Source organism: Streptomyces sp. NPDC001502 (assembly GCF_042894785.1).
Taxonomy (GTDB): Bacteria; Actinomycetota; Actinomycetes; order Streptomycetales; family Streptomycetaceae; genus Streptomyces; species Streptomyces kutzneri.
This window is the reverse complement of record NZ_JBIAVW010000023.1, coordinates 1-17716: the sequence shown is the minus strand read 5'-3', so window position 1 is coordinate 17716 and position 17716 is coordinate 1. Positions and strand designations below refer to the sequence as shown.

The window sequence follows — 17716 nt, the reverse complement described above, 5'->3', positions numbered from 1 at the left end:
TGAAACAACTATCAGAGAGCGGGTGGTGACGGACACTCAGTACATGAGTTCTGGTTCCGAGCCTCAGCGCCAACGCGCCGAGGGGGCGCGCAGCGCGAGCGCGGCGGCGTAGCCCTCGGGGGCCGGCAGGTCGGTGAGGGACCAGTGCGGGCGGACGGAATCGGCGGCCGGGCCCGTCCCCAGGTAGGTCCGGTGGCCGCCGTGCCCCAGTCCGGCTCCGGTGCCCTTGAGATGGGCCTCCTTGCGCGTCCACAGGCGGGCGAACGCCGCAGGGCGGCCGGCCTCGGGGAGCGCGGCGAGTTCGGCGCTCTCGTCGGGGTGGAAGAAGTCCTCGCTCTGCGCCACCACCCGCGGCGTCGGCAGGGCCTCCACGTCCACCCCGACCGGCGTGGACGCGCAGGCCACGAAAACCGCATCGCGGCTGTGCGACAGGGAGAAATGGGCGCGGCCGCCCACGAGGACCGGCCGCCCGTCCGGGCCGCCGCACTCGGGGCAGGCGTCGCGGGTCATCACCAGATCGCGCGGCGCGGTGTCGAGCAGGGCGCCCAGCAGCAGCCTCAGGGCGACGTGCGCGACCAGATAGGATCCGCGGTCCTGGGGGCGCGCGAACCGGTCGGCCCGCCGGCGCTCGGCCGCGTCGAGGACGTCGGGGGCGAGGCGTTCCGCGAAAGGGGCTTGCGTCTCGGCGTCGACGAACCGCACCAGCGCCTCGCCGCGAGCGGGCAGCCGCTGCGCCCCGACCGGCCGGTCGAGCGGCAGCACGGCGGAGCTGAGGCCGGCGGGTGTGGTCATCCGGCAATCCTATCGAAGGGCCGCATGAGGGGCCCGATGGGCGGCCGGTCGGGGCGCGGACGCCGAAGGCGCCCCGGACACCGAAGGCGCCTCGGACGCGCACGCGCGACGACCCGGGTGTCAGCGGGACGAGCCCCGGCGGCGCCGGGCCAGAACGCAGGCTCCGGCGCCGGCGGCACCCAGTACGGCTGCCGCGCCGCCGACGAGCCAGGGCACCCGCCCCGTGGCCGGTTCCGCCGCTCCGTCCTGACAGGAGCCGCGGGCCGCGTCATCGATCGGGGCCACCCGGTAGCGGGCCCAGACCTCGTCGTCGCCCACCCAGCGGACCTCGTACAGCCCTGGCCCGGCATCGCAGCGGATCGTCGCCGTCGCCGTCAAGGTCGCCTTGATCCCGCGCATGACGGGCCGGTCGGTGAAGCCCGGCGAGGTCAGGGGCTCGTCGTACCCCCGCGCCACGGCCGTGGGCGTCACCTTGGCACCGGGCTGGAACGTCCGTACGTCCCAGGGCGATTGCGGCCAGGACGCATCGGCCGGCCACTGCTCCTCCACCTCCTCCGGGGGAAGGGCCGCGACCTTCCCGGGGCAGGCCGCACGTTCGGCTTCGCCGATGTCCGCGACCGCGACGGTCACCCACGAAGCGCCCTTGCCCCCGTCGGCAGGCCCGCCGGGCCGCGACCTCTCGACCGGGTAGACGCCTGGCGGGGTGTCGCACGCCACGGTGGCCACGGCGGTGATGGCCGGATCGTGCATCCTCAGCGTCCCGTGCTGGACGAAGACCGCGGAGATCACCCAGTCCCCGATCCACCCGGGCAGGTACGAGGGTGACCTGAGCGTGAGGCGATCACCGGGACGTGCGGACAGTTCGGCCCCGTCGAACAGTTCGACTCCCTCGGACAGCGGGGCGGGCGGGTCTGCAGCCTGCGCCGCCCAGGCACTCGCCGCGGGCGTCATCAGCAGCAGCGCCAGCACGGCGCCGACCCCGCCGGCCCTCATCCCCGTCACAGCCATTCGTCCCCTCTTCCCTACCCATTGACGATGCGGGGGAGGAGCCCGGGCTCACGTCCGCGTCCGCGTCCGCGTCCGCCACCTCCATCACGGCGCGGCCCTCGTCCGTGAGCCGGGTCTCCAGTACGTTGCCGTGCAGCTCGTCCGGGGTCCGCCGGATGAGCCCGCACCCCTGGAGGTTCTTCAGCACGGTGTTCACGGTCGGCGGCGTCACCCCGCACAGGTGGGCGAGTGAGTGAGAGCTCTCACTCGCATTCGCCCTCAAACGTCCGGGACTCGCCGGCAGATCGCATCGCCGGCGGATTCCTCTCGCCAAGTTAACAGAACCCTGTCACTGAACAGAGTATTGCCTTCTATGAGATGCATGGTAGCGTTGCCTTGAGGCTTAGCTCGGCACATTTATATACGCCTCAGCGGGGGGATTACCTGTCTCTGTAAATAAAGGAGCGGCATGAGCCGGTCATCCAGAGTGGCTGAATTCGAACAGGAAGTGGCTGCTCGAGTAGGACACGTCATCAAGCGTGCCGAACAGGCATTGATCGGCGAGAAGAGCAGAGTTCTCCGCGATCTCGGCCTGACAGTTCCGCAGTATGCAGCACTGATGGCGCTCTCCTATTCGCCGGGCATGTCAGGTGCACAGCTGGCGCGCGTCTGCCTCGTGACGCCTCAGAGCATGGCCACGGTGCTGGCCAATCTCGAGTCGAAGCGCTTGATCGAGCGACAGACTTCCGACCTTCATCAAAAGGTGCTCGTCACCAAGTTGACGCCGGCCGGACGCGCTCTTGTCAAGAAAGCCGACACCGTCGCCCGCAAGGTGGAAGCGAAACTTTCCAATGCCTTGTCGGCCGATGAGCAAAAGCAGTTGCGGGATCTTCTGGAACGGTGCATCACCGCTCTGACGGAAGAGGAAACCCCGTAACCTTCCGGCGGAGATCCAGGGGTCTGGCCCCGGCCCGGCAAGGGTCGGGGCCAGACTGATTTCCGGACCCCCGTACGGAGCCCCCCATGCCGAAACTCCGGCCCTCCAAGGCGACTTGGGAGTCGCCCGGAAGGACCGGAGTCCCGGTCGTCGACAGGCCGGACGTGAGGCCGGACGTGAGGCCGGAGGCTGTCTGATCCGGCTCTAGAGGAACCTGCGTACCGCGCCCACCGTGGTGGTGCCCCCGTGACCCGGCAGCACCGTGGTCCGGTCCCGTCGCGGGCCGCAGACCCTGGACATCGAGCCGGCCAGTACGTCCGGGTCCCCCACCGGCGGGAACGCCCGGCCGAGGCCGTCCGCGAGCAGACTGTCCCCGGTCAGCAGCAGCGCGTCCTCGCCGGCCTGCAGCGAGTACGCCACCGACCCCGGAGTGTGGCCCGGGGCGTGGTGCACCTCGATCTCCAGGCCCGCGAGGCTGAGCAGGCCCTCGTCGGGCAGCGGGCGCACCAGCTCGGGCTCCGAGCGCGGGAAGCCCCGCAGCACGGCCGCCGGGAAGTCCGCGGGCAGCCCCGCCTCGGGGCGGACCAGCATCTCCCGGTCCAGGGGGTGGATGTACGCGGGCACGCCGAGCTCCTCGCACAGCGGCGCCACGGACCAGGTGTGGTCCATGTGCCCGTGGGTCAGCAGGACGGCCTCCAGCTGGAGGCCGCGCTGTCCCAGGGCGGCGCGTACCGAGGCGGTCGCGTCCTGCCCCGGGTCCACGACGACGCACGGGCCGTCGGGGCCCGCCGCCAGCACGTAGCAGTTCGTGCCGAAGGAGCCGGCCGGAAATCCGAGGACGAGCACGTCACGTCACCGGCCGTCGACGGCTACGACGTACTTGCCGACGGAGGCGCGCGACTCCAGCAGCTCGTGGGCCTTGGCCACGTCCGCCAGCGGCAGCTCGGTGACCTCGATGCGGACCGAGCCGTCGGCCACCGCGCGCAGGGCGCTGCGCAGGTGGTCGCCGAGGACCGCGGGGCGGCTGTTGGCCAGGCCGCCGAGGTTGTAGCCCACCAGGGCGGTGCCGGTGAACCAGACGTGGTTGGCCTGGTAGGAGGTGTCCTGGGCGGCCGCATCGCCGAAGATGACGTGCCGGCCGAGCGTCGCGAGCAGCCCGTTGGCCGTGCCGCGGGTGTCGCCGCCGATGGAGTCGAGGACGACGTCGACCCCGGCGCCGTCGGTCAGCCGCCGGACCTCCTCCTCCAGCCGGTCGTACGTGACGACCGCGTCGTAGCCGAACTCCAGGGCCTGCGCGGCCTTCTCCGGCGAGCTGGTGGCGCCGATGACGCGGGCGGCGCCGGCGGCCCGGGCGAGCTGGGCCGCCGCGGTGCCCACGCCGCCGGCCGCGGCCAGGACGAGTACGGTGTCGCCCGGCTCGACGCGGCCCGCGGCGTGCACGACGCCCCAGGCGGTCGCGCCGTTGCACAGGGCGGCCGCCGCCAGGGCGGACGGCAGCTCGGCGAGCTCGTCCTCCAGCGGTACGGTCAGGTCGGCGCGGGCCGAGACGAACTCGGCGTTGCCGCCGCCGTCGAGGGTGAGCGCGGCGACCCGCTGGCCGGGACGCAGGCCGCTCACGCCCTCGCCCACGGAGCGGACGGTGCCGACGGCTTCCAGGCCGGGCACGTGCGGCAGGCCGACGGGGAACTGGCCGCGGCGGAACATCACTTCGGCGAAGTTCACACCCGCGTGGCTGACCTGGATGACCACGCGGCCGGGGGCCGCCTCGGGCTCGGGAGCGTCGTGGACGACGGTCAGGACATTGTGGTCGCCGAATTCGGCGAAACGTGCGGCGCGCATGGCCACCTCCGGTGGGAGAACGATGGTGTGAGGGACGTGAGGGAGGGGAGGGCTGAGAGGACGGGCTGGTGACGTCAGGAGCGGGGTGTCGCGGCTCAGGCGGCGGGCCGCAGGTGCTGCCGGACGCTGCGGCGCGCCTTCATCCCGAGGACCCCGTCGCGGACGAGTTCCTCCAGGAGCGGCGCCACGTCGAGGTCCGAGCCGCCCAGGCCGCGCCGCAGCCCCTGCTGCACGGCGAGTGCGACGTCGGTGCCGACCACGTCGAGCAGGCGGAACGGGCCGTGGGGGAGGCCGCAGCCGCCCGTGACGGCCGCGTCGACCTCCTCCACGGTGCCGCGGCCCTCGCCGACGATCCGGGCGGCGTCGTTGAGGAGCGGGAACAGCAGGGCGTTGACGATGAAGCCGGCCCGGTCGGTGCAGTGCACCGGGGTCCGGCCGAGGCCGCGGCACAGGGCGTCGGCGGTGGCGATGACCTCGGCCGCGGTGGTGTCGGTCCGGACGACCTCGACGAGGGTCATCGCGGGGGCCGGGTTGAAGAAGTGGAGGCCGATGACGTCGGCCGGGCGGCTCACGGCCGCGGCGAGCCGGGCCACCGGCAGGCTGGAGGTGGTCGTGGCCAGCACCGTGCCCGGCCCGCAGGCCCGGTCGAGCCGTGTCAGGACGTCGAGCTTCGCGTCGAGGTCCTCGGCGATCGCCTCGACGACGAGGTCGCAGCCGGCGAGCGCCTCGGCCGACAGGACGGTGACGCACCCCTCCAGGACCCGGTCGGCCTCGTCGCGGGGCATCCGGGTGGACAGCAGGGCCCGGTGGACGGCCACGCGGGCCGCCTCGGCGCGCTGCTCGGAGCGTGCGAGGAGGCGTACCGGGTGGCCGGAGGCCAGGAACACGGCCGCGATGCCGGTCGCCATGGTGCCGGAGCCGACCACGCCGACGTCGCGTACGGTACGGGGCTCCGCCCCCGCGGCGAGCGGCGCCGGGACCGGGGCCGCGGCCACGGGTGCCCGGCCCAGGCGCGCGAACGCCCCGGCGGGCAGGCCCAGGGCTTCGGCGGCGGCCTGCGCGGTGTGCGGGCCGATCGAGGCGAGCAGTTCCAGCGGGCCGCGGCGCATCCCGCAGCCGAGCCGCATGGCGGTGTCGATGTCCTCGGGGGCGGCGTAGCCGTCGGCGGCCATGGCGGCCGCGCGGCCCAGGTGGCGCAGCAGCAGCTCGGCCCCGGTGCGCCACGCGGGCTGCTCCGGGGTGCCGGGCAGGCCGCTGAGCCGGGCGAGTTCCCCGAGCGGGTCGCCGGCCGGGGCAGCGGCAGCGGCAGCGGCGACGGCGACGGCGACGGATGTGGAAGTGGCGGCGGTCGCCGGGGTGTGCCCGGCGATGCCCTTCAGCCGGTGCCAGCCGCTGTCCGCGGCGCGCTCCGCCAGGACGGGGTCGTCGCCGATGACGTGCGCGTGGCCGACGGCGGTCAGCAGCGGGAGGTCGGAGGCGTGGTCGCCGTACGCGTGGCAGTCCGCGGGGTCGGCGCCGGTGTCGCGCATGTCGGCCTCGGCCGCAACGGCCTTGGCGTCGCCGATGACCGCGACCGTCAGCTCGCCGGTGTAGCGCCCGTCCTTGATCTCGGGCCGGGAGCACAGCACCGCGTCCGCGCCGACGTGGGCGGCGACCGGGTCGAGGCAGGCGGGGAAGGACCCGGAGACGAGCACCGTACGGTCGCCCGCGCTCCGGTGCTCGCGCAGGGCGTCGAGCGCGGGCGGGTGGAACAGTCCGCCGGCCGCCAGTTCCTGCGCGAACCAGGCGCGTCCCTCGGCGGCGACCTCCTCGGCCGAGCAGCCCGCGTAGAGGCCGTAGTACTCGCGGTTGGTCACCTCGCGCGGCACGCCCTCGGCGGCACGCCGGCGCAGGTGCGCTGCGGCCTCCTCGTACGCGGAGTCGGGCGCGCCCTGGGCCCGCAGGTGGAAACGCAGGAAGCGGAACATGCTCTTGACGGTGATGAGGGTCTCGTCGACGTCGAAGAAGGCCGTGCGCCGGGCCTGGTCGTTCATGCGGTACTCCGAGGGCTGAGTTCGGTGGTGACGGCGGCTGCCGGGCCGCCGCCCGGGGGCGGTGCGGGGGATCGCCCGCCCCCGGGCGACGGGGCTTTGACGGCGGGGGCCTAGGAGGCCGAGCCGCTGAGGGCGGGTTCCGGGGACTCGGTCTGCGTGCCCGGGGTGGTCGCCTCCGGGGCGGCCTCCTCCTTGCGCGGACGGCACAGGACCCACAGGAACGGCACGGTGACCAGGCAGATGGCGGAGAGCACCCAGAGGATCTCGTGCATGGCGCCGCTGTACGCGCTGGAGGCGAACTCGGTGTAGGCGCCGCGGAGGGACTCCTCCACCTTCGTCGCGGAGGTCACCAGGTCACCCTGGGCGAGCTGGTTGGCGACGTCGCCGGCCGAGCCCGCGGCGGCGTAGTCGCCGATGCCGTCGGAGAGCTGCGAGCGGGTGACGCTGACCATCAGCGAGCCCATGGCCGCGATGGCGATGACCTCGCCGGTGATGCGCATCGTGTTGAACATGCCCGCGGCCATGCCGGCGCGGTGCGGCTCCACGGAGCTGACGGCGGCGCCGTCCAGCACGCCGTTGGAGATGCCGAAGCCGATGCCGATGACGAGCAGCGGACCGGCCAGCGACAGGACGCCGATGTTGGCCTCGATGACGGTCAGCCAGGCGGTGCCGGCGGCGACCAGCGTCATGCAGGTGACCAGCAGGGCGCGGGGCGAGAGCCACTTGGAGGCGTAGCCGGCGACGGCCGGCATGACCAGGGTGGGGGCGGTGAGCAGCAGCAGGAGCAGACCGGCGTCGGCGGCGGAGATGCCGTCCACGGCCATGAAGTACGAGGGCAGGAAGACCAGGAGGGCGACGAAGCCGAAGGCGAGGGCGACCGGGGTCACGCACAGGGCGACGTACTGCGGCTGGCGGAAGAGGCCCAGGTCGAACATGGGGTGCGCGGAACGCGATTCGACGAGGACGAAGCCGGCGAGCAGCAGCACGGAGCCGGCGAGGAAGAGCAGGACGACCGGGTGTGCCCAGCCGATCTGGGGGCCTTCGACCAGCGCGAGGATCAGCAGGAAGAGACTGGAGGTGAAGGTGAAGGTGCCGGCCCAGTCGACCTTGGGGGCCTCGGGGTTGCGGCCTTCGGGGATGCGCAGGGCGGCGATGATGACGACCACGGCGATGATGGCCTGGGCGTAGAAGAACCAGCGCCAGTCGAGCGCACTGGTCAGCGCGCCGGCGGCCAGCGGGCCGAAGGCGAGGCCGATGCCGAAGCAGGTGCCGTAGAAGCCGAAGGCGCGGGCGCGGGCGGCGCCGTCGAAGGCGTTGGCGAGGGCGGAGCTGGCGCTGGTGATGACGGCGGCGGCGCCGATGCCGGCGATGCCGCGGACGATGTCGACCAGGGTGATGTCGGTGGCCGCGCCTGCGATGAGCGAGCAGAGCGCGAAGACCGTCATGCCGCCGAGGAACATCCGGCGGCGGCCGATGATGTCGGACAGCGAGCCGCAGGCGAGCAGGAAGCTGGCGAACGTCAGGTCGTAGGCGTTGACGACCCACTGCAGGTCGGCGAGGTCGCTCCCGAGGTCGGCACCCATGGCGGGGAGGGTGACGGAGGTTCCGGTGATCGAGGTGGGCAGGAGCGCCGCGATCAGGCATGCGGCCAGCAGCGTGATGCCCGCTCGGGACGGTGCTCGGTCTATTGGCTGTGCGGTTGTACTCACCGGGAGTACCTCCTCGGGATGTCGGCAGGGGGTGAAGGCATGCGGAAGGGGGGGTCCCAGGGGCCGCACGCGGCGGGGGCCGCGGCGGCCAGGACCAGTCGAAACAGTATCAGGGTTCTTACTCAGAACACCGGTTGAGGTGTATCAGGATTCTGCGACTTGGCTGGATTCGGATCAGTAGCGGGTGCCGACGGCGGACGGCAGGCCGGTGAGCCGGTCCAGGTCAATGGGGCTGAGCCGCACGTCGACGGCCGCCACGTTCTCGCGCAGGTACCCGACCCGCTTGGTGCCCGGGATGGGTACGACGTGCTCGCCGCGCGCCAGCACCCAGGCCAGCGCCACCTGCGCCGGCGTGGCGCCGTGCGCCTGGGCCACGTCCTTCACGGTGTCCACGATCCGCTGGTTGGCGGCCCGCGCGGCGTCGGAGAACCGCGGGTTGGTGGCCCGGAAGTCGTCGTCCTCGAACTGCGTCGACGTGTCGATGCTGCCGGTGAGATAGCCCCGGCCCAGAGGTGCGAAGGGGACGAAGGCGGCCCCGTTCGCCGCGCACCAGCCGACGACGTCGTCGCCTTCGAGCGCGTCGCGCGTCCACAGGGACAGCTCCGACTGGATCGCCGTCACCGGGTGCACGGCATGCGCCCGGGCGGCCTCGCCCGCCGTCACCTCGGACAGCCCCAGGTGGCGCACCTTGCCCTCGGCGACCAGTTCGGCGAGGGCGCCCCAGGTCTCCTCCAACGGCACGGCGGGGTCGACCCGGTGCAGGTAGTAGAGGTCGATGACATCGGTGCGCAGCCGCTTCAGGCTCGCCTCGACGGCCCGGCGCACCTGGGCCGGGGAACCGTCCCGGTGCATCCGCTTGGTGGCCAGGTCGTCCACGACCAGACCCATCTTGGTCGCCAGGACCACCTCGTCGCGACGGCCCTGCAGGGCCTCGCCGACGAGGGACTCGTTGTGCCCGTCCCCGTAGATGTCCGCGGTGTCCAGGAAGGTCACACCCAGGTCGAGGGCGGTCCGGATGACCTCCACGGAGGTGCTGTCGGTGCGCTGGGACTCCGCGTACCCCCAGCTCATTCCCATACAGCCGAGCCCGATGGAGCTCACGTCCGGTCCTGCGGAACCCAGTTGGCGCGTCTTCACGGTGAAACCTCACGTTGTGTCGTTCAGGGGAAGGGTGGTCGGTGCCGGCCGGCGCGTCGGCACAGCGCGCCGGCCGGCACCCGTTCGAGGGGTTCCGGCGGACCGGAGCCTTGGGTGGTGTCCGCCCTAGGCGGCGGTGACGACGAGCGCCGCGTTGTGACCGCCGAAGCCTGCCGAGTTGCTGACCGCGGCGAGCAGTCGCGTCTGCCGCGGCGCGCCGGCGACGAGGTCCAGGGCGATGTCCGGGTCCCGGTCGGTCAGGTTGGCCGTCGGCGGGATCCGGCCGTGCTTGACGGCCAGCACCGTGTACGCGGCTTCGATCGCTCCGGCCGCCGCCAGCGGGTGGCCGGTGACGCCCTTGGTGGAGCAGACGGCCGCGCCCTCGCCGAACACGCGGTACAGGCCGCGCGCCTCCGTCACGTCGTTCATCGGCGTGGACGTGCCGTGCGCGTTGACGTGGCCGATGTCCTCGGGCGCGAGTCCCGCGTCGGCCAGGGCCGCGCGCACCGCCCGTTCGACGCCGTGGCCCTGCGGGTCCGGCGCGGTGGCGTGGTGGGCGTCCGAGGAAGCCCCGTAGCCGCTCACGTACGCGTGCACGGAGGCACCTCGGGCGTGGGCGTCGGCGGCGCGTTCCAGCACCAGGATGCCGGCGCCCTCGGCGGCGACGAAGCCGTCCCGGTGCGTGTCGAAGGGCCGCGAGGCCAGTTCCGGATAGTCCATCCGCTTGGACAGCGCGCCCATCTGGTTCAGGCCCGCCATGACGGTGGGGCTGATCGCCGACTCCGAACCCCCGGCGATCGCCACGTCGCAGGCACCGCTGCGCAGCAGGTCCTGCGCGTAGCCGACGGCCGTGGTGCCGGAGGCGCAGGCCGTGGCGGTGACCAGGCTCGGCCCCTTGGCCCCGATGTCGATGGCCACGTACCCGGCGACCATGTTGACCATGGACATCGGGACCAGCATCGGCGAGACCATGCCCGGGCCCTGTTCGCCCATCGTCTGGCACTGCCGCTCGAACGTGGTCGATCCCCCGAGGGAGTTGCCGACGACGACCGCCACCCGGGCGCCGTCCCATTCCTTCGGATCCAGTCCGGAGTCCGCGACCGCCTCCCGTGCGGCCGCGATCGCCAGCTGGACGAAGCGGTCGTAGCGCCACGCCTTGGTACGGCCGAGCAGTGCGGCCGCGTCGAATCCGGGCACCCGGCAGGAGAAGTCCGGCTTGCCGCCCTCCAGTTCCGGGTCGCAGGCGGCGGCGCTGCGGCCCGAGAGGACACGTCGCCAGTTCTCGTCTACTCCGATGCCGGCCGGGGTCACCAGGCCCAGGCCGGTGACCGCGATGCCGTCCTTCTGCGCTGTGCCCATCGTCAGACCGCCGCCTCGGCCTTGGTCAGCATCAGCTTTTCGACGTCCGCGACCGTGGGGCACTCCAGCAGCTCGTAGTCGAAGACGTCGACGCCGAACTCCTGCTGCAGGGTCAGGGCGAACTCCACCAGGACGAGGGAGTCGAACTCCAGCTCCTCGAAGGTGGTGCCGGGCTGCACCTCGGTGCTCTCGACGCCGAAGTGGCGGCCGAGGACGGCGGCGATGCGGGTGAAGGTGTCGGTGGTGACGGTGGTGGCGGTGGTGTCGGCGGTCATGGTCGTTGCGCTCCTGTGTGTGGTGTCGTGAGGTGGGAAGGAAGTGTGTGGTGTCAGCCGGTCACAGCACGAGGTCCGGCCAGTTCAGGGCGGCGCTCCCCCAGGTGGCGCCGCCGCCGAAGGCGCTGAGCAGCACCTTGTCGCCACCGCGCAGGCGGCCGGTGGCCACGGCGTCCGCGAGGGCGACGGGGATCGAGGCGCCTGCGGTGTTGCCGACGTGCTCGATGTGGGAGAAGACCTTGTCCCCGGGGACGCCGAGCCGGTCCCCCAGGGCCTTGAGGATGCGGGCGTTGGCCTGGTGTCCGACGAAGAGGTCCACGTCGTCGGCGCTCCAGCCGACCTCGCCGAGCACCTTGCGGGCGGAGGCGTCCATGCGGACGACCGCGTTCATGAACACCTCGCGGCCGCGCATGGTGAACCACGCGTCCGCGGGGTCGGCCGTCGCGTCGGCCGTCGGGTCGGCCGCGAGCGGCTGCCGCGAGCCGCCGGCCCGTACGGTGATCAGGTCTGCCAGGGCTCCGTCGCTGCCGAGGTCGATCCCCAGCACCGCGCCGGGATCACCCTCCTGGCCGGCGCCGAGCACCATGGCCCCCGCACCGTCGCCGAAGATCGCCACGGTGGAGCGGTCCTGCGGGTCGAGCAGGGTGGTGAAGGCCTCGGCGGCGATGACGAGCACGCGGTCGGCCCGGCCCGCGCCGATCATGGCGGCCCCGGTGGACAGCGCGTACAGGAAGCCGCTGCACACGGCGGAGACGTCGAAGGCCGGTACGCCGGCCAGCCCCAGCCGGTGCGCCACGTCCGGAGCGGTCGCCGGGCAGGGCCGGTCCGGGGTGGTCGTGGCCAGCACGACCATGTCGACCGAGTCGACGCCGGCCGAGTCCAGGGCCCGCCGCCCGGCCTCGACCGCGAGGTCGCCGGTGGCCATGCCGGGGTCGACCACATGGCGCTGCCCGATGCCGGTCCGGCTGCGGATCCACTCGTCCGAGGTGTCCAGGCGGGCGGCGAGCATGTCGTTGGTGACCACCGTCGGGGGCAGCCAGGCACCGATGCCGCGGACCACGGCGACGCGCGTCATGCCGTCACCTCGCGGGGGGACACGGGGACGGTCACGACATCGGCGGTCGCGACATCGGCGGTCGCGACGTCGGCGGTGGGCAGCAGTCCGGCGTGCCGCAGCGCCGGCGCGATCTCCCACGGCCGGGTCAGCGGTACGAAGGCCGCGAGGTGACCGTCGGGGCGGACGACCGCCGCGGCCGGGTCGCGCGGGAAGCTCCGCTCCAGGTCCGGCGAGACGACCTCGGCCAGGTCCACCACGGGTGTCCCGGCGGGTATCGCCGCGCGGGCGGCCGCGGTGCGCTCGGCCCAGCCCGGACCCCGGTGGACGCCGGGCCACAGCAGCACGCTCAGCCGGTCCCCGGCGATCGGCGGCCGGCCGGTCCGCCGGTCCGCGTCGCCGGGCTCGGCGACGAAGACGGGCAGCCGGGTGCCCGGCCGCACCCCCGAGATGCCCGCCAGCCGGGTGGCGGCGCCCTTGACGGCCGACCACCGGTCCTGCGGCGGGGCGTAGCCGATGTCGAGCTGGCTCATCACCGGGGCTGCGACGCGCTGGAGCAGTCCGGTGGTGTCGGCGATGCGGGCGATGCCGTCGCGGGCGGCGGTACGGGCCCGGCCGCTCACCAGGCCCCAGCGGGTCTGCAGGCCGGTGGTACGGGTGATCCGGTGGGCGGCGGCCCGGCGTTCGGCGGCGTACTCGTCGAGCACGGAGTCGGCCAGCCGGCCGCGGATGACTCCGGCGAGCCGCCAGCCCAGGCTCACCGCGTCGACGAGGCCGGTGTTCATGCCCTGGCCGCCGGCCGGGCTCATGATGTGCGCGGCGTCGCCGGCCAGGAAGCAGCACCCCTGCCGGAAGGTCGCGGCCGTACGGCAGCGCAGCCGGAACGTGGTGCTCCAGTGCAGTGCGCCGATGGTGCCCGCGCCGGGCGCGACCTGCTCCAGGCGCTCCTGGAACAGCTCGCGGGACGGTGCGGGGGCGCCCTCCTCCTGGTGCGGCACGCTGACCGCCAGCCGGAAGTTCACCCCGTCCAGCGGTGCGAGCCCGAACGCGCCCCTGGCGGAGTACAGGTAGTGCAGCATGCGGTGCGAGAGCCCGCCGTCGACCGGGGCGTCGGCGATCGCGAAGGTCAGGTCCGGCGCCTCGCCCTCGAAGGCGATGCCGAGCTGCTTGCGTACGGTGCTGTGCGCGCCGTCCGCGCCGACCACCCAGCCGTACTCGGCCTCCTCCACCGCTCCTTCGGCGGTGCGCAGGCTCACCCGGGTCCGCTGCGGGCCCTGGGTGAGCCGCTCCAGGGTGACCCCGCGCTCGATGCTGCCGCCGAGTTCGAGGAGGCGCTTCTCCAGCACCGACTCGGTGACGTTCTGCGGGATGGTCAGGGCGAAGCGGTACGGGGTGCCGGGCAGGTGGTTCATGGACACCGAGCCCAGGCGGCCGCCCTCGGAGTAGAAGCTCACGCCGTCCACCTGGTGGCCCGCGTCGATCAGCGGGGCGGCCGCGCCGATGCGGCGCAGCTGTTCCAGGATGCGCGGCCAGACGATGGCGGCCCGGGAGTGCTCGGGCGAGGTGACGGATGCGTCGACCAGCCGGACGGGGATGCCCTGCTGTACCAGTTCGCAGGCGACCACCAGGCCGACCGGGCCCGCGCCCACGACCAGCACGTCGGGTGCGGGTGCGGACTCGCGTCGTTGTTCAGGGGTCATCGTTGCGCTCCGGGTCGGGGTCGTCGGTTCGGTGAGGCGGCCGTGCGGGTCGTGCGGGTCGGCTGCGTCGTGCGGGTCGGCTGCGTCGTGCGGGTCGTGCCTGTCTTGCGGTCGGTCACTGCTGCATCTCCACCGCGGCGCAGGAGAAGGTGAATCCGCCGCCCGCGCTGATCACCAGGGCGATCTCGCCGGCATCCAGCAGCCCGCGCCGCCGGATCTCCTCGAAGTTGGCCGCCATGTCACCGGCGCCGAGGTGTCCGGTGTCGCCGCCGAGCCGGATGTTCCGCGCCTTGGTGAGGCCGGCGACGCCCGGGTAGTAGGTCTCGTTCAGCACCTTGTCGCCGACACGGGGGAAGGCGATCAGCGTCACGCGCGGGTCGTCGGGCTCCAGCCCGGCGTCGGCCAGTGCCCCGAGGACGATGTCGGGCAGTACGGAGTGGACGCGCCGGTAGAAGACATCGAGTCCGGTGTCCTCGATGAACGCCTTCTTCGTGCGGCGGACGTCGACCCGGTCGCTGTGCCAGCGCGGCGCGGGCGAGAAGGCGTCCCGGCCCCGGTGCAGCGCCTCCACCTCGGGGATGGTGGCCGTGGCCAGGGAGCGCAGGAGCAGTTCGTCGGGGCTGCCGTCGGGGCGGTGCAGGACGACCGCGGTGGCGGCGTCCCCGTACCAGACCCCGTAGTCGCCGCGCCAGCGGTCGAAGCCCTCGTCGGCGAAGCGGTCCGCGGTGGTCACCAGCGCGCTGCGGCAGCCGGGGTCGGCGAGGAGCCGCGCGGCGGCGAGCTCCAGGCCGACGGCGCCGCCGTTGCACATCTGCTGGATGCCGACCGGGAGCGTGTGGTGCGCGCCGAGTTCGCGGGCGACGTAGTGCGCCGGGGACCAGAAGTCGTGGCCCTGGTGGTGGATCCAGGCATGGATCAGCAGATCCGGCGCGGGTGCGTCCGGGCCCGCGGCGGCCAGTGCGGCGCGGGCGGCCCGTACGGCCATCTCGGGCGCGGCCAGGTCGGACACCGGCAGCTGCCGGATGCCCGCGGTGGCCTGCTCCTCGGGGTCGATCCGGCCGTCTGCGACGGCCTCGTGCGCGGTGTCGGCCCGCTCGGGCAGCCAGACGCGTACGGCCTTGATCCCCAGCCCGTCCCTCAGGTCCATGACGAGTCCTTTCGTGTAAGCCGTGTTCGTGTACGCCGTGTTCGTGGTGGGTCGTGTTCGTGGTGGGCCGGGTTCGTGGTGGGCCGGGTTCGTGGTGGGCCGGGTTCGTGGTGGGCCGGGTTCGCGGCGGGCCGGGCGGTCAGCCGGGCAGGCCGTCGGCGCCCCGCAGGGTGATCTGGCCGCAGGCCACGACCGTCGACTCCTGCTCGAAGGAGATCTCCAGGACGGTGTCGGCCCCGGCCGTGTCACGCGCCGGCCGGGCGGTCACCAGCGTGGGGCGGTCCAGCTCGGCGTACTGGAAGAAGTCCGCGGTGAAGCCGGTCATGACCGCCGCGGGGGCCGGCGCGCCGGCGGCCATGACGTACAGGCCGAGCTGGCGGGCGGCTTCCATCATCACCATGCCGGGCAGGTGGTCCTGGCGGTGGTCGAACATGCTGGGGTTGTCGAACGGGGCCAGCAGCAGGGCGCTCCCGGTCAGCGGGCCGGTCCGGTCGACCGTGCCGAGTACGACGTTGCGCCGGTCCGCGCGGTCCACCGCGGCCGCGTCCGCCGGGGCGTCGACGGGGCGCGGCGGCAACAGGTCCGACAGCGCGGGGGCGTCGGGGCGTCGGCCGTGCCGCAGTGAGCGGTACACCTCGGAGGGGAGGTAGCCGACGTCCATGCGCACCTCGCCGATGCGCTCGGCGCCCAGCAGCATCGCCATCACGTACGTCACACCGCGCAACTGCCCGCGCAGACGCTTCTCGTTGGCGGTCTGCACCTCGATGCGCAGCTCCGCCGGCGGGGTGCCGGGGGCGGGGGCCGGGGTGGGCTCGTAGGTCATGGACCAGGACTTCAGGATGAAGTTCTGGTCCTGCGGGATGTCGAAGTGGGCGTGCCCGGCGTACGTCTCGGCCTGTCGGCAGCACTCCAGGAGCAGCAGCGGGTCCAGGACCCGGCACTGGCTGAGGTGGTCGGTGTAGTAGGCGTGCGAGGCGGGCAGTTGCGCGGCGGCGAGGAAGCGGGAGGGGTCCTGGTGGCGGTAGTCCGTCAGGAACACCTCGGACAGCGCGCTGCGGTGCAGCAGCGTCCGGTCGACGGTCCGTACGTAGGAGAGCGGAAGCTCCTCGGAAATGACACTCACGTTCGACTCAAAGCGGTCGATCCCCACCCTGACACCACCCGAAGCATTAGGGGCGACGGCTCGCCCGTACGGCGGCCCTCACCAAGAAGACAGGTTCCTGTTCGCGGCCGTGCCGGCCGGTCGGATCCTCGGCGGCCCGGCGGCGCTGCACGGGCAATACGACGATGCAAATTCGACCCCGGACGAGTGTCAGGGCCCTGGCACGAGGCAGGACGCTATGCGCCAACAACCCCACCGTCAAGGGATTTGATCAATCATTTGAACGACACGCCCTGTTAACCGGCTGAGGGCATCATCACAGGTCACATCGGATGCGACGCATGGTAGGACTCACAGTAGTGTCAGACATCTGCGATAACCTTCGATCCGATGTGAATCGGCATCTACCACTGACTAAAAGCCCCTTGGAGGCCCCTGTGAACATCCTCAACTTGGGAACCGAAGGCCCTTCCACAGGTCGGGTCGGACTGGGCTGCATGGGCATGTCCTGGGGCTATGACCAGGAGGGATGGGACGACGCGACGTCGGTGCGGGTCATCCACCAGGCCATCGACATGGGAGTCCGCTTCTTCGACACCGCCGACCAGTACGGCCCGTTCACGAACGAGCGGCTCGTCGGGAAGGCGCTGCGCGACCGCCGCGACGAGGTCGTGCTCGCCACCAAGGGCGGTCTGATCGTCGACGGAGCCCGCCGCACCCACCGCAACGGCCGCCCGGAGCACCTGCGCGCCGCGTGCGAGGCGAGCCTGCTGCGGCTCGGGACCGACCACGTGGACCTGTACCAGCTCCACCGCGTCGACCCGGCCGTCCCCGTGGAGGAGAGCTGGGGCGCCATGGCCGAACTCGTCGAGGCCGGCCTGACCAAGGCCATCGGCCTCTCCGAGGCCTCCGTCGACGAGATCTCCCGCGCCCACGCGATCCACCCCGTCGCGTCGGTCCAGTCCGAACTCTCCCTGTGGAGCCCGGACGCCACCAGGGACGTCGTCCCGTACTGCGCGGAGCAGGGCATCACCTTCATCGCCTTCGCCCCGCTGGGCCGCGGCTTCCTCTCCGGCCGGATCACCACGGTCGAGGACCTGCCGCGCGTCGACGCCCGCCGCGGGATCCCCCGGTTCCAGCCGGACGCCATCGCCGCCAACCAGGCGATCACCGAGACCACCGGCAGGATCGCGGCCCGCCTGGGGATCACCGTGCCCCAGCTGGCCATCGCCTGGGTGCTGGCCCAGGGCCCCGGGGTGATGGCACTGCCCGGCACCAAGACCCCGAAGTACCTGGAGGAGAACGTCACGGCCGGCGCGGTCACCCTCGCGGCCGAGGTCCTGGCGGAACTGGCCGACCTGCCCGCGGCTGTCGGCAGCCGCTGACCGGGCGCCGCCGTCCGCTGACCGGCCTCCTCCCCCACCGACACCCCACCAAGGAACCGACGTGACCACGAGCGAGCATGCAGCATTCAACCGGCTGGCGGAGCTGCGGCAGATCAAGGAGCAGGCGCGGAGCGGCCCCAGCGAGCGCGCGACCGAAGCGCAGCGCGCGAAGGGCAAGCTGACCGCGCGTGAGCGCATCGCGCTGCTGCTGGACGAGGGTTCCTTCCGGGAGGTCGAGCAGCTGCGCCGGCACCGGGCGA

At 72.9% G+C, this 17716-nt stretch carries 16 protein-coding genes; 3 read left to right on the top strand and 13 right to left on the bottom strand.

Translation table 11 applies throughout. The features are described 5' to 3' along the window. Positions 1–63 precede the first annotated feature (63 nt). Together ACFY0D_RS31790 and ACFY0D_RS31785 are read right to left on the bottom strand one after the other, a co-directional pair. Complete coding sequence (locus ACFY0D_RS31790; RefSeq protein WP_390801421.1) at positions 64–792, bottom strand: 4'-phosphopantetheinyl transferase family protein; 729 nt, start codon at positions 790–792, stop codon at positions 64–66. A 120-nt stretch (positions 793–912) separates the two neighbouring features. Further along, complete coding sequence (locus ACFY0D_RS31785) at positions 913–1800, bottom strand: hypothetical protein (protein ID WP_390801420.1); 888 nt, start codon at positions 1798–1800, stop codon at positions 913–915. Between the two features lie 448 nt (positions 1801–2248). Here ACFY0D_RS31785 and ACFY0D_RS31780 point away from each other — a divergent pair, with 448 nt between their 5' ends. Beyond that, positions 2249–2716, top strand: coding sequence for a MarR family winged helix-turn-helix transcriptional regulator (locus tag ACFY0D_RS31780; RefSeq protein ID WP_301370282.1), 468 nt, complete (start codon positions 2249–2251; stop codon positions 2714–2716). Between the two features lie 204 nt (positions 2717–2920). On the opposite strand, the gene ACFY0D_RS31775 is transcribed toward ACFY0D_RS31780, so the two are convergent. The 11 genes from ACFY0D_RS31775 to ACFY0D_RS31725 all read right to left on the bottom strand — a co-directional run bounded on the left by ACFY0D_RS31775 (position 2921) and on the right by ACFY0D_RS31725 (position 16092). Beyond that, positions 2921–3562 (bottom strand): MBL fold metallo-hydrolase, encoded by a 642-nt coding sequence (locus ACFY0D_RS31775; protein WP_390801419.1) that lies wholly within the window; start codon positions 3560–3562, stop codon positions 2921–2923. Positions 3563–3568: 6 nt separating this feature from the next. Continuing rightward, on the bottom strand, positions 3569–4555 hold the full coding sequence (locus ACFY0D_RS31770; protein ID WP_390801418.1) for a zinc-binding alcohol dehydrogenase family protein: 987 nt from the start codon (positions 4553–4555) through the stop codon (positions 3569–3571). 95 nt (positions 4556–4650) lie between these two features. Next, on the bottom strand, positions 4651–6588 hold the full coding sequence (locus ACFY0D_RS31765) for an HAD-IB family hydrolase (RefSeq protein WP_390801417.1): 1938 nt from the start codon (positions 6586–6588) through the stop codon (positions 4651–4653). 110 nt (positions 6589–6698) lie between these two features. Then, a complete protein-coding gene (locus ACFY0D_RS31760; RefSeq protein ID WP_390801416.1) occupies positions 6699–8297 on the bottom strand; it encodes an MFS transporter in 1599 nt (532 codons plus the stop codon). Positions 8298–8471: 174 nt separating this feature from the next. Further along, positions 8472–9434, bottom strand: a complete 963-nt coding sequence (locus ACFY0D_RS31755; RefSeq protein ID WP_390801415.1) for an aldo/keto reductase — start codon at positions 9432–9434, stop codon at positions 8472–8474. Between the two features lie 126 nt (positions 9435–9560). Then, positions 9561–10793: a beta-ketoacyl-[acyl-carrier-protein] synthase family protein gene (locus tag ACFY0D_RS31750; RefSeq protein ID WP_390801414.1), complete on the bottom strand. Its 1233-nt coding sequence runs from the start codon at positions 10791–10793 to the stop codon at positions 9561–9563. A gap of 2 nt (positions 10794–10795) precedes the next feature. Continuing rightward, positions 10796–11068 carry an acyl carrier protein gene (locus ACFY0D_RS31745; protein WP_390801413.1) on the bottom strand — a complete coding sequence of 91 codons (273 nt, stop codon included), beginning with the start codon at positions 11066–11068 and terminating at the stop codon, positions 10796–10798. 61 nt (positions 11069–11129) lie between these two features. Continuing rightward, on the bottom strand, positions 11130–12143 hold the full coding sequence (locus ACFY0D_RS31740) for a beta-ketoacyl-ACP synthase III (RefSeq protein ID WP_390801412.1): 1014 nt from the start codon (positions 12141–12143) through the stop codon (positions 11130–11132). After that, on the bottom strand, positions 12140–13822 hold the full coding sequence (locus ACFY0D_RS31735) for an FAD-dependent monooxygenase (protein ID WP_390801411.1): 1683 nt from the start codon (positions 13820–13822) through the stop codon (positions 12140–12142). Before ACFY0D_RS31735 ends, ACFY0D_RS31740 begins: the two co-directional genes overlap by 4 nt. Positions 13823–13937: 115 nt before the next feature. Further along, complete coding sequence (locus ACFY0D_RS31730; RefSeq protein WP_390801410.1) at positions 13938–14969, bottom strand: 3-oxoacyl-ACP synthase; 1032 nt, start codon at positions 14967–14969, stop codon at positions 13938–13940. 139 nt (positions 14970–15108) lie between these two features. After that, positions 15109–16092 (bottom strand): ScbA/BarX family gamma-butyrolactone biosynthesis protein, encoded by a 984-nt coding sequence (locus ACFY0D_RS31725; protein WP_390801409.1) that lies wholly within the window; start codon positions 16090–16092, stop codon positions 15109–15111. A 371-nt stretch (positions 16093–16463) separates the two neighbouring features. On the opposite strand from ACFY0D_RS31725, the gene ACFY0D_RS31720 reads away from it, so the two are divergent. Further along, on the top strand, positions 16464–17456 hold the full coding sequence (locus ACFY0D_RS31720; RefSeq protein WP_390801508.1) for an aldo/keto reductase: 993 nt from the start codon (positions 16464–16466) through the stop codon (positions 17454–17456). 61 nt (positions 17457–17517) lie between these two features. Then, the coding region (locus ACFY0D_RS31715) for a carboxyl transferase domain-containing protein (protein WP_390801408.1) at positions 17518–17716 on the top strand (199 nt) is incomplete at its 3' end.